This is a genomic window from Paenirhizobium cremeum (assembly GCF_022884085.1).
In the GTDB taxonomy this organism is placed as follows: Bacteria; Pseudomonadota; Alphaproteobacteria; order Rhizobiales; family Rhizobiaceae; genus Allorhizobium; species Allorhizobium cremeum.
This window is the reverse complement of sequence record NZ_JAGGCS010000008.1, coordinates 211,542-223,925: the sequence shown is the minus strand read 5'-3', so window position 1 is coordinate 223,925 and position 12,384 is coordinate 211,542. Positions and strand designations below refer to the sequence as shown.

The window sequence follows — 12,384 nt, the reverse complement described above, 5'->3', positions numbered from 1 at the left end:
GCTCAACTCCGCTCCGTGTAGCGCAATGCGCGATTTTGCAATGCGTTCGTGACGGCAAGCATGGCGAAGGCAGTGATGAGGAGCACGGAGGCGATGGCCGCGGCCGCCTGATAGTCATACTCCTCGAGGCGGATGAAGATGAGCAGAGCCGTGATCTCCGTCTCGAATGGCTGGTTGCCCGCGATGAAAATGATCGCACCGAATTCGCCGAGACTGCGGGCGAAGGCCAGAGAGACACCCGCGAGCAGCGCGGGTTTCAGCAACGGCAGGATAACGCGGGTGAAGACTTCGCGATCCGAGCCACCGAGCGACTGGGCGGCCTCTTCCAGCGCAGGATCGATCTCTTCAAGAACGGGCTGAACGGTACGGACGATGAAAGGAAGGCTGGTGAACGCCATGGCAATCATGATGCCGAGCGGCGTGTAGGCGACCTGGATGCCGAGCGGATCGAGAAAACGACCGAACAGGCCGCCCGGCGCAAAGAGGGTCGTCAGAGAAATACCCGCGACCGCCGTCGGCAAGGCGAACGGCAGGTCGACGACGGCATCGACAAGGCGTCGACCGGGAAACCGGTAGCGCGACAAGACCCACGCCAGCGCCAGCCCGAAGAACAGATTGAAAACGGTGGCCGCCAAGGCGCAAAGAACGGTGACGCGATAGCTCGCGACGGCCCGCGCGGAGGAAATGATCGACCAGTAATCGGCGGGCCCGAGGCTTGCGGCCTTGAATACGAGCGCCGTCAGCGGCAGGACGACGATCAGCGCGACATAGAAAACGGTCACGCCGAGCGAGAGCGAAAATCCGGGCAGGACACGGCGTTTCAAACGGCAACCTCTTCAAACATAAATCGCCCGACAGCCGAAGCCGTCGGGCCGGCAGATAACCGCGCTTGTTCTTAACGTTGACCGTAAAGCTCGTCCAGCAGCCCGCCCGAGGCGAAATGCGTTTTCTGGATGTCACTCCAGGAACCGAATACGTCCTCGACCTTCTGGAGTTCCACGGCCGGGAACTGATTCTTGAACTCGGCGCTGACGGCAGGGTCGTTCACACGGTTGCCATTCTGAGCGAGAATACGCTGCCCTTCCGGTGTGTAAAGAAAGTCCAGATAGGCCTTGGCGAGGTCGCGCGTGCCACGGGCATCGGCAACCTTGTCGACGATCGCGACCGGAAACTCCGCCAGAAGGCTGGTGGGCGGCGTTACGGTTTCCAGCTTGTCCTTGCCGAATTCCTTAACGATGCCGCGCGTCTCGGCCTCGAATGTCACGAGCACGTCGCCGACATTGCGCTCCACGAAAGTCGTCGTCGCGGCACGTCCGCCCGTATCGAAGACCGGAACGTTGTCGAAGAGCTTGGTAACGAACGCCTTCACCTTGGCTTCGTCGCCACCATAGGCTTTCTTGGCAAATGCGGTCGCCGCCAGATAGGTGTAGCGCGCATTGCCGGAGGTCTTCGGGTTCGGGAAGATCACCTTGACGTCGTCCCGGACAAGGTCGTCCCAGTTCATGATGTTCTTCGGATTGCCGGCCCTGACGAGGAAGGACGGGAAGGAATAATAGGGCGAGGCGTTATTGGGAAAATTCTTCTGCCAATCGGCCGAAACGAACCCGCCCTTGGCAAGCGTCTCGACGTCGATCACCTGGTTGAAAGTGACGACGTCCGCCTCAAGTCCCTCGAGAATGGAGCGCGCCTGTTTCGACGAGCCTGCGTGGGATTGATCGACCGTTACATCCTTGCCGGTATCGGCCTTGTACTTCGGAACGAAAGCCTGGTTCACAGCCGCGAACAGCTCACGCGAAATGTCGTAGGAGGCGTTGAGGATCTTGTCCTCGGCCCGACCGACCGAAGCGCCTGCGAGTACCGCCGCCACAACGATCGAAAGCGAAAAAATGCGCTTCATCCAGTAAATCCCGATAGAAATGTTGATGCTGAAACAAACATATAGGTCAAGGGATGACCGAACGAGGCGAGATTGCCTCGGCATGGCAGGCAAACGGGAATGATTTTCCGCGGTTCGGGAGAGTGAAGGCAGAGATTTTCGGATGCCTTCCCGATGGTCTGGGAAAGGATGATGGAACCGGCCTCAGTCCTTGCGGGCGGAACGTTCAGCCGTAACGCGGTTTGCAACTATATTGCTCCCATGCGGCGCCCCGTGCCCGCTTACGATCTTTCTCTACGGAAGAAACCAAAACGCCCTTTCCAAACTCTCTGGACAAAATAGTGGATACGATCCACTATTTTGTGGCCGACGACGGTCAAAAGGCCGCGCGGCACAATCAGCGACGAAGCCAGAAAACAAGGGGAACCCATGTCGCAAGCCTCCATGCCTCCCAACGTGGTGCTATCGGTGCGTCATCTGACAGTCAGCCTACCTCCCAAGATGGAACGCGCCCATGCAGTCCAGGACATCTCATTCGATCTCAATGCCGGTGAAATTCTTTGCATCATCGGCGAATCCGGCTCCGGCAAATCTGTAACCGCCAACGCCATCATGGGCTTGCTCGCGCCGTCGATCAAAGTGACGGGCGGACAAATCCTCTTCAAGGGCATGGACATCGTCTCCACTCCCGAGGAGAAAATCAGGCCGCTGCGCGGGCAGGCTGTCTCGATCATCTTCCAGGACCCGCTCTCGGCGCTGAACCCGTTGATGACCGTCGGCGACCAGATCGCCGAGGTTATGGCGGCCCATGGCGTCGGCACTCCGGAAAGCCGAACCGCCAGGGTGCTCGAACTGCTGGAGGAGGTCGGCCTTCCCGACCCCGCGCTCATGCGCCTGCAATATCCCTTCCGCCTCTCCGGCGGCCAGCGGCAGCGCGTCATGATCGCCATGGCGCTGGCGCTCGATCCCGATGTCCTGATCGCCGACGAACCGACGACCGCGCTCGACGTCACCACACAGGCACAGATTCTGGAACTCATCCGCAAGATCCAAAAGCGGAAGAATATGAGCGTGATGTTCATCACCCACGACTTCGGGGTGGTCGCGGAGATCGCCGACCGCGTCGTGGTGATGGAAAAGGGGATACTGGTCGAGCAGGGCAAGGCCGAAGACGTATTGACCCGCCCGTCGCATCCCTACACCCAGCGCCTCGTGGCCGCAGTGCCGCGCATGCGCGGCGACGACCGATCCGCAGTCGAGGACGCACCCGTGGTACTTCAGGTGGAAAACCTGCAGAAGGAATACCGCACGACCGGTTCATTTCTCAGCAAGGGCCGTGTGGTGAAAGCGGTCAACGATGTCAGCTTCGTCATTCACAAAGGCCAGACCCTCGGTGTCGTCGGCGAAAGCGGTTCGGGCAAGTCTTCGCTTGGCCGCGTCCTTTTGAAACTCCTGGAACCCGATGCGGGGCGAATCCTCTTCGACGGCCGGGATGTGGCAAACATGCCCGAAGAAAGTTTTCGCCTGCTCCGGCCCTATATCCAGATGATCTTTCAGGACCCGTTTGCGTCGCTCAATCCGCGCCACACGATCGGCAGGATCCTGACGGTCGGGCCGGTTGCCCACGGCCTTGCCGTCCATGAAGCGAAGACCAAGGCCTTCCGCCTGCTGAAGCTGGTCGGTCTCGACGAAGCGGCCTACGACCGCTTTCCACATGAGTTTTCCGGCGGACAGCGCCAGAGGATCGGCATTGCACGCGCATTAATGTTCGATCCTGTCCTGCTTGTCGCGGACGAGGCCGTCTCGGCCCTCGACGTCTCCATCCAGGCACAGATCCTCGAATTGCTGGCCCGCGTGCAGAAGGAAATGAAGGTCGCAATGATCTTCATTACCCACGACCTGCGTGTGGCAAGCCAGATCTGCGACGACGTGATCGTGATGTACAAGGGAAGCGTGGTTGAACACGGTCCGCCCTCCAAGATATTCCGGGCACCCGAGCACGAATATACGCAGCGGCTGGTTTCAGCCATTCCCGGCGCGGACTGGGAACCAGCGGCAAGGGCCGCGGAAGCCTGACGGGCTTCCTCAAGGAGATTCGCCTTAAACGACCCGCCTGCCCGTTCTCCTAACGGGCGGCGGGTGCGTTACGGCCGAAGCAAAAAACATGGGAAAAACCGACCGGACCCCAGGGAATCCGGAGTGTTGGTTGTTGCCTCAAAAACTTTCCGGAAAAGAGAAAAAATTTCTTATCAGGACAACAATATAGTTGCATTCATCCACCATTTGTCCTTTCCTACCGCCACGACGACACACGACATGAATGCCGGACAGCATGGGCAGGCTGCAGATACCGCAGGCCGCCGGCGGTTCTTCATGTCCGCAAGAGACAGGAACAGAATGCCGAAAATACCAGCAAAACCGCCAACGACCGTCGAGGAGGTCGATCTCGACGTCCTTAAGGACACGCTGAGCTTCTACATCCGGGCAATCAATCTCGCAGTATCCCGGGATCTCGACGAATGTCTCGAAGGTCTCGACGTCGCCAAAGGCACCGGCAAGATCACAACGCTACTTCTCGTCGACAGCCATCCTGGCATCCGCCCCTCCGTCATCGCCCACCTGACGATGAAGGACCGCTCCGCAATGGGACGCATCATCGACCAGATGGAAGCGCACAATCTGCTACGGCGCGAAACCTCCCCCGAAGACAGCCGCGCTCAGGAGCTTTACATCACGGCGGCCGGCGCTGCCCTGGCCGTTAAAGTCCGCGAACTCGTCCCCAAGCAGTCGCGCGAATTTTTCGACTTCATCCCTGAAGACGAGCAACGACAACTCATGGACATCCTGCGGCGGGCATATCGCCGGATTGTAGGGCTTGCGGAATGACCATCAAAACCGGACGGCGCGTTGCGCTGATTTCAGGAGCGAGCAGGGGCATAGGCGATCACATCGCCGCGGAACTGTTCCGACAGGGTTGGGCGGTATCGCTCGGGATGCGCAAGCCGACAATACCCTACTGGGCCAGCTCGGGAGACCAGGCGAATTCCGTGCATCTTGCACAATACGATGCAAATGACCCCGGCGCCGAAGCGCGCTGGGTCGCGGATGCCCTCCGCCATTTCGGACGGGTCGATGCCATCGTCGCCAATGCCGGCATCATGATCCCCAAGACGGTGATTGAAGCGGAAGACGAAGACATCGACGCGATGCTCGCTGTCAACGTCAAGGCGCCGCGCCGTCTTGCAAAGGCCGCATGGGAACCGCTCTGCGAAAGCGGCCAGGGACGCGTCATCATTCTCGCATCGCTTTCCGGCAAACGCGTCAAGTCGGCGGGATCGGGCAGCTATTCCGTCTCCAAATTCGCGGCTGTGGCACTTTCCCATGCGATCCGGCAGGCCGGTTTCGACAAGGGTGTACGCGCCACCGCCGTCTGCCCCGGTTTCGTCGCAACCGACATGGCTGCCGGCCTGACCGACCGGCCAGCCGAACAGTTGACCCAGCCAGACGACCTCGCCCGCATCGTCGCATTGCTCGTTTCCCTTCCGAACGAGGCCTCCGTCGCCGAGTTCGCCATCAATTGTCAGCTTGAGGAGTTTTTCTGAAATGCCCGGTCCATATGTCGTTCCCGTCCATGGCGACGAGGAACTGCCGAAAGAGGTGGACGTCGTCGTGATCGGCGGCGGGATCATCGGAACCTCCACAGCACTGGAACTTGTCGATAGCGGTCTTCGCGTCGCGCTTTGCGAAAAGGGCGGGATCGGCCACGAGCAATCCAGTCGTAACTGGGGCTGGGTGCGCATCTCCCGCCGCGACCCCCGCGAAGTACCGCTGATGGCGGAATCCCTTCGTATCTGGGCCGACCTCAACCGGCGCACCGCCCGTGAGACCGGTTTCAAACGATCCGGCATCGTCTTCACCTGCGCCGACGACAAGCAGTTCGATGAGCACGAACGCTGGAACCGCAACCTTGAAGGCTACCAGATCGAGTCCCGCATGCTGAGCGCAGCGGAGTTCAAAGCGAAATACCCCGACTCCAACATGAACATCGCCGGCGCGCTCTACACCGCCGGCGATTGCCGCGCGGAGCCCCAACGGGCCGCGCCGGCGATCGCGGAAGCTGCCCGTGACAGGGGCGCCCATATCCTGACCGAATGCGCGGTACGCGGCCTGCAGCTCTCCGCCGGCAGGGTTTCCGGAGTCGTGACAGAGCGCGGGGAGATCGCATGCAAGGCCGTGGTTCTCGCAGGTGGCGCGTGGTCGAGCCTCTTCCTCGGCAATAATGGCCTCGATCTTCCGCAGCTGAAGGTCATGAACTCCGTGCTGCGCACGAAACCGCTCGAAGGCGGCCCGGAAGAGGCCTTGTGGTCGAATGGCTTTGCCATTCGCAAGCGGCTCGACGGCGGCTACACCATTGCCGACGGTTTCCAGAACATCGTTGACATCGTACCCGCCTCCTTCCGCTACGCGACGAAATTCCTGCCGGCGCTGGGGCACGAGTGGCGTTCGCTCCGCTTCCGCTTCGGCGGCAGGTTCTATGACGAGTTCCGCATGCCCCGCCATTGGGCGCTCGATGAACCCTCTCCCTTCGAGTACAACCGCGTCCTCGATCCGATCCCCTCGAAAGCGATGACCGACAGCGCGCTCGCCAAACTGAAGAAGGCCTTCCCTGTCTTCGAAAAGGCGGAAATCGCGCAGCGCTGGGCGGGCATGATCGATGTCACGCCCGACGCCATCCCCGTGATCGACGCGATCGACGCCATTCCCGGCTTCCATGTCGCGACCGGCTTTTCCGGTCACGGCTTCGGCATCGGCCCCGGGGCCGGTCGACTGATGGCCGACATCGTGACCGGCCGTCCGCCGCTCGTCGAGCGCGAGAACTTCCGTTTCAACCGCTTTTCCGATGGATCGAAGATCGAGCTGATCAGCGGTTTCTGACTGGTTTTGCCGCCGGCCGGAATGCCGGCGGCACCGGAACAGGCGGTGAAGAACGGTTCGCCGCCTTGCTGCGAAAACTGCCCGGAGAGGCGGCGCAGAAATGCAAACTGACGTTTCATCATATCCAACAACAAGGGGAACTGACATGTCTGACCACAACAACCCGTTCATGAAACCGACCCGCCGGCAGGCGCTTGGCCTGATGGCTCTGGGAGCCTCGGGGCTCGTTCTTTCCGGCATGCCTGGCATGGGCAAGGCGCTCGCCGCTCAGCCGAAAACCATCAAGGGCCAGCTCACCGTCGGCTTCTCGCAGGAGCCGACCGTCTTCAACCCGCATATGCCGCACATCGAGGTGGATGAGGGTATCCACTTCAGCATTTTCGACACGCTGTTTTTCGTAGATCCCGAGGGCAAATTCGTTGCCGCCCTGGCGGCCGAGGTGCCGACCGTCGAGAATGGCGGCATTTCCGCCGACGGTCTGAACTGGAAGGTCAAGCTGCGCGACGACGTCAAATGGCACGACGGCAAGCCGTTCACCGCCGAGGACGTCAAGTTCACCATCGAGCTCTTGGTCGATCCCAACTTCCGCAGCTGGCGCAAGACCGGCCACGAACTGGTGCGCGACCTGACCGTCGTGTCGCCGACCGAGATCACGTGGCGCATGGAAAAGCCGTTCGCACCCTATCCGTCTATTCTCGCTTCGACCTTCATCACGCCGAAGCACATTCTTGGCGCGGAAGCCGACAAGAACACTGCCGCCTTCAACAACGCCCCCGTCGGCACCGGTCCGTTCAAATGGTCCGAGCGCGTCGCCGGCGACCATATCCTGCTTGAAGCCAATTCCGACTATTTCGGCGAAGGCCCCTATGTCGAGAAGCTGATCTACAAATACGTTCCCGACCTCAACGTCATGTACACCCAGTTCAAGACCGGAGATATCGACGTCGTCGGCCTGCAGTGGATCACCCCCGATCATTACGACGAGGCGAAGGGGCTGGAAGGCAAGAACGTCAACGTCGTGCCGGGGTCGACGATCGAATCCTTCACCTTCAACATGGAACGTCCGCAGTTCAAGGATCCAGCCGTGCGCGAGGCGCTCTACCACGCCATCGACAAGCAATCGATCATCGACGCGCTCTATTATGGCCTGCCCTCGCCGACCGAAAGCTACGTGCCGCAGCAGTCCTTCTATTTCAACCCGGACCTGCCGAAACACGAATACGATATCGAGAAGGCCAAGAAGCTTCTCGATGATGCCGGCTGGGCTCCCGGTGCCGACGGCATCCGCGCAAAGGACGGCGTGAAGCTCTCCTTCACCTGCTCCACGACCGCCGGCAACCATATCCGCGAACAGGTGCAGCAATATATGCAGCAGTCTTTCAAGGACCTCGGCGTCGAGATGACCATCTCCAACCTGCCGCCAGCCGTCATGTGGGGCGATTACTGGATGCTGTCAAAATTCGACACCGTCATCGTCGGCCTCGACTTCCTGACCGGATCGGACCCGGATACCTCCGATTACTTCCGCTCCAATTCGAGCCCTGCCAAGGGTGGCGCCGGCCAGAACACCTGGCAGTTTGCCAATACGGAAGTGGACGACTTGCTGACCAAGGGCGGCGAGATCTTCGTGCCGGAGGAACGCAAGGCGGTCTATCTGAAGATCCAGGAAATCATGCGCAAGGAACTGCCGTTCCTGCCGCTCTTCCAGTATGCGACGGTTCGCGGCCACAAGCAGGGCGTCGAGAACGTCGTCCCCAACGTCAACGTTCGCATCGACACCTGGAACGTCGCGACCTGGCGCTGGGCCTGAAGCTGAAGACCCGGCCGGCGCCGCATCGGCTCCGGCCAAGGAACCTCGACCGGCCGTGCGACAGGCGGCCGGCCTGACGTGTCCCTCAGTGATCCCGGAGCCCGCACATGCTATCCTACCTTCTTCAGCGGCTGTGGCAGAGCCTTGTGCTCTTGCTGCTCGTCTCGGTCATCGGATTTGCCATCCTCAACCTCGCCCCCGGCGGGCCCTTGTCGCAATATGCGCTGACCCCCGGCATGACCCGCGAGGCGCTCGACCGCATCGCCCATCAGATGGGTCTCGACCGTCCCTTGCCCATTCAGTATCTTGACTGGATCTGGAGACTGCTGCAGGGCGATTGGGGCAAATCCTACCGCGACCAGAGACCGGTCCTGGAGATCATCTCCGGCCACCTGTTCGCCACCCTGCTTCTGATGCTATCCTCGACGCTGATCTCGGTCCTGATCGGCACATGGATCGGCATAAAGGGCGCAACCAGTCGCTATTCGGTCTTCGACTATGCGGCAACCGTCGGTGCGATGATCGCCCTTTCGATCCCGACCTTCTGGTTCGGCCTCGTCGCCATCTACGTCTTCTCGCTGAAGCTCAAATGGCTGCCCGCCGGCAACATGTACACGATCGGCGATGGTTCGTTCTATGACTACGCGATCCATCTCGTGATGCCGAGCCTTGTGCTGGCGCTGGTCAACATCGCGGTGTGGAGCCGTTACATGCGGACGGCCACCCTGGATGTCATCAACCAGGACTTCGTGCGGACGGCCCGTGCTAAGGGGCTGAAACCCAACAGGGTGCTGATGAAGCATGTGGTCGGCAATGCCCTGCTTCCGATGATTACACTCGCCGGACTGCAGCTTCCGACCATTCTCGGCGGCGCACTGGTCACCGAAACCGTGTTCACTTGGCCCGGCATGGGACGCCTGTTCCTCGACAGCCTCGGCTACCACGACTACCCGGTCGTGATGGGGCTCCTGATGTTTTCCGCCATTCTCGTTCTGCTCGGCAGCCTGATCGCCGACCTGCTGGTCGCCTTTGTCGATCCGCGCATCCGCCTCGGATAGGAGCCGCATCATGTCCGCAACGACGCTTCCCTCCCCGGACCTTGCACCGCGTTCCCGCTGGTGGAACAACCGCACCGTCCGCCGCTTCGCTCGCCACAAGCTGGCCGTCGTCGGCCTCGTGATGATTACCGTGCTTGTCATCGCCTGCGTGGCCGGTCCCTATCTTCTGCCCTATGACGAACTCTATATCGACCTCCGGGCCCGCTTCGCACCGCCGTTCACCGGCTACCACATCTTCGGTACCGATCCTCTCGGACGCGACCTTGCCGCGCGGCTCTTCAATGCCGGTCGCATCTCGTTGCTGGTCGGCTTCTTCGCCATGGTGCTGTCCACGGCACTCGGAACGGTGATCGGAATCATCGCGGGATATTACGGCGGTCGTCTCGGCGCCATACTGATGCGTCTCGTCGATGCCTTCCTCTCCTTCCCCAGCATTTTCCTGCTGCTCGCGCTTGCGGCATTCATCAAGCCGAGCCCCTTCATGATAACCGTCATCATCGCCGTGACGAGCTGGATGGAAATCGCCCGTCTGGTGGAGGCGGAGGTCCGCTCGCTGCGCGAACGCGACTTCGTGCTCGCCGCCCGCATGCTCGGCCTTTCCAACGCCTGGATCATGTTCCGCGAACTGCTGCCCAATGCCATTGGCCCGATCATCGTCGCCGCGACGCTGACCGTTGCCCGCGCCATCCTGCTCGAGGCCTATGTCAGCTTCCTCGGCTACGGAATACAGCCACCCTTGCCGAGCTGGGGCAACATGCTGAATGGCGCCCAGCAATATCTCGACAGCGCCCCGTGGCTCGCCATCGTTCCCGGCATCGCCATCACGCTTGCGGTAACCAGCTTCAACTTCATCGGCGACGGGCTACGCGATGCCCTCGACGCCCGCAGCGACCTGAACTGAGGTGTTCCGATGGCCGCATTTTCTCCCTTCGACGTGACGCTGTGGTATGCGACGGCTGCCACCGCGCCGAAAACCGAACCGCTGGAAGGCAGAGTACAGGCGGATGTCTGCATTGTCGGAGCCGGCTATACAGGCCTGACGACCGCCCTCGAGCTTGCCCGGGCCGGCGTCAAGGTCGTGCTGCTGGAGCGGGCAGAAGCCGGCTTCGGCGGCTCCGGCCGCAATGCCGGCCACTGCACCCCCACCTTCACCCATTACAGCCTGCCCGAACTGCGCAGGATGTTGGGCGAACCTTGGGCAGAACGGCTGATCGAGCGCCAGACGCGGGCAAACGACCGTGTTTCCAGCATGATCCGCGACTACCAGATCGATTGCGAATGGGTACAGAACGGCTATGTCATGGGCGCGCCCTACAAGGGGGCGCTGGCAGGGCTCGACAAGAAGGTCGAAACCTACAATGCCGTTGGCGCCCGCACCCGTTTTCTCGACCGGGACGAGGTGGAAGCCATGACCGGCAGTCCACGTTTTCACGGGGGCTGGCTGCACGAGGAAGGCGGGCATCTCAATCCGCTCGGCTATGCGCGCGGTCTTGTCCGCGCCGTCATTCAGGAAGGCGGCATCATCCATACTGGCTCGGCGGTCATCGCCTGCGACCGCAGTCCGACTGGCGGTTGGTCCGTGAAGACGGACAACGGGGAAGTGATCGCTGACAAGGTGATCTTCTCCACCGGCGCCTACACCGTGGGCGGATGGCCGAAGCTCGACCGCACCTTCAAGATCCAGAGGGTTTTCGTTGCGGCGACCCAGCCGTTGGACGAGGAAACGCGCCGCACCGTCCTGCCGAAAAACACGACGATCCACGACGGACGCGGCGACATCTACGTCTACAAATACAATGCCGAGGGACGCATCGTCGCCTCGATGTTCCCGATGGGTCGGCGCGGCCGCGACATGGCCTATACACGGCAGGTCATGAGCGACCGGCTGAAATGGCTGCATCCGCAGATCAAGGGCGAGATCCGCTGGGAATACTTCTGGTTCGGCGAACTCGATATGCAGTACCGCACCGTACCCCGCTTCTATTCCATCGCCCCCGGTGTGGTGGCGCTGACCGGTCTTTCCGGACGTGGGGTTCCGACCGGTTCCATGCTCGGCTCCATCCTGTCGGAATGGGCGCTCGGCAAGCCGGAAAACGAACTGGCCCTGAAACTCGAACCCCTGACGGAAGCACCCTTCTACATGAGCTTCGGCCCGGCCCTGACTCTGCGCTACTACCGGATCAGGGACAATATCGCAGCCAGGCTTTCAGGCGCGCCGCTGCCGCCGCACGCCTGAGCGTCTTTCATCGCATCATGACAACCATGGCCGCTGGGCTCAGCCCGTGGCGCTCATCAACGTCAAACAAGGGGACCAACCATGAACATGCCGATTTTCAATATTTCCGATGACATTGACCTGACTCCAGGACTGCCGGCGGATGGCCGTGACAGCGGCTCGTACAGGCGATCCATCTGGCAGGATGATATCGAGAATGGCACCATCGTCGCCGTCTGGAAGGCCGAACCCGGTACATACAGCTATCCGGGCCGTGATCTTGAGGAAACCTTCGTCGTGGTCGAAGGCGAGGCGCTTTATTCGCAGGAAGGCTCGGAACCCGTGAAGATCGGTCCCGGCTCCATCGTGCGCGTCGCCAAGGGCGTCGCCAGCCGGCTGGAGATCCTGTCGACCTTCCGCAAGCTCGCGACCGTCGTGCCGAAACCCTGACATACCAGCGGGAACGGCCGGTGTTTCACACCGGCCGTAT

Annotated in this window: 11 protein-coding genes; 9 read left to right on the top strand and 2 right to left on the bottom strand. The window is 61.2% G+C overall.

Features of this window, described 5'->3' with window-relative positions:
* Positions 1-2: 2 nt before the first annotated feature.
* Positions 3-824 (bottom strand): sulfate ABC transporter permease subunit CysT, encoded by an 822-nt coding sequence (gene cysT, locus J5N58_RS16170; protein WP_112829860.1) that lies wholly within the window; start codon positions 822-824, stop codon positions 3-5.
* Positions 825-895: 71 nt separating this feature from the next.
* Entirely contained in the window at positions 896-1,897 is a 1,002-nt protein-coding gene (cysP, locus tag J5N58_RS16165) for a thiosulfate ABC transporter substrate-binding protein CysP (RefSeq protein WP_113466086.1), read from the bottom strand.
* A gap of 408 nt (positions 1,898-2,305) precedes the next feature.
* Between cysP and J5N58_RS16160 the strand changes: the two genes are divergently transcribed.
* The 9 genes from J5N58_RS16160 (at position 2,306) to J5N58_RS16120 (ending at position 12,344) form a co-directional block, all read left to right on the top strand.
* On the top strand, positions 2,306-3,952 hold the full coding sequence (locus tag J5N58_RS16160) for an ABC transporter ATP-binding protein (protein WP_113425596.1): 1,647 nt from the start codon (positions 2,306-2,308) through the stop codon (positions 3,950-3,952).
* Between the two features lie 321 nt (positions 3,953-4,273).
* Complete coding sequence (locus J5N58_RS16155) at positions 4,274-4,762, top strand: MarR family transcriptional regulator (protein ID WP_112829858.1); 489 nt, start codon at positions 4,274-4,276, stop codon at positions 4,760-4,762.
* Positions 4,759-5,478 carry an SDR family NAD(P)-dependent oxidoreductase gene (locus J5N58_RS16150; RefSeq protein ID WP_113438688.1) on the top strand — a complete coding sequence of 240 codons (720 nt, stop codon included), beginning with the start codon at positions 4,759-4,761 and terminating at the stop codon, positions 5,476-5,478. Before J5N58_RS16155 ends, J5N58_RS16150 begins: the two co-directional genes overlap by 4 nt.
* 1 nt (position 5,479) lies before the next feature.
* Positions 5,480-6,811 (top strand): NAD(P)/FAD-dependent oxidoreductase, encoded by a 1,332-nt coding sequence (locus tag J5N58_RS16145; RefSeq protein WP_112829856.1) that lies wholly within the window; start codon positions 5,480-5,482, stop codon positions 6,809-6,811.
* A 145-nt stretch (positions 6,812-6,956) separates the two neighbouring features.
* The gene (locus J5N58_RS16140; RefSeq protein ID WP_113444253.1) at positions 6,957-8,621 is read left to right on the top strand and encodes a peptide ABC transporter substrate-binding protein; all 1,665 of its coding nucleotides are present in this window, start codon (positions 6,957-6,959) and stop codon (positions 8,619-8,621) included.
* Positions 8,622-8,728: 107 nt separating this feature from the next.
* On the top strand, positions 8,729-9,679 hold the full coding sequence (locus tag J5N58_RS16135; RefSeq protein ID WP_113438690.1) for an ABC transporter permease: 951 nt from the start codon (positions 8,729-8,731) through the stop codon (positions 9,677-9,679).
* Between the two features lie 10 nt (positions 9,680-9,689).
* Positions 9,690-10,580, top strand: a complete 891-nt coding sequence (locus J5N58_RS16130) for an ABC transporter permease (RefSeq protein WP_113339963.1) — start codon at positions 9,690-9,692, stop codon at positions 10,578-10,580.
* 9 nt (positions 10,581-10,589) lie between these two features.
* Positions 10,590-11,915 (top strand): NAD(P)/FAD-dependent oxidoreductase, encoded by a 1,326-nt coding sequence (locus tag J5N58_RS16125; protein ID WP_244711623.1) that lies wholly within the window; start codon positions 10,590-10,592, stop codon positions 11,913-11,915.
* A gap of 81 nt (positions 11,916-11,996) precedes the next feature.
* Positions 11,997-12,344 carry a cupin domain-containing protein gene (locus J5N58_RS16120; protein WP_112829851.1) on the top strand — a complete coding sequence of 116 codons (348 nt, stop codon included), beginning with the start codon at positions 11,997-11,999 and terminating at the stop codon, positions 12,342-12,344.
* Positions 12,345-12,384: the final 40 nt, after the last annotated feature.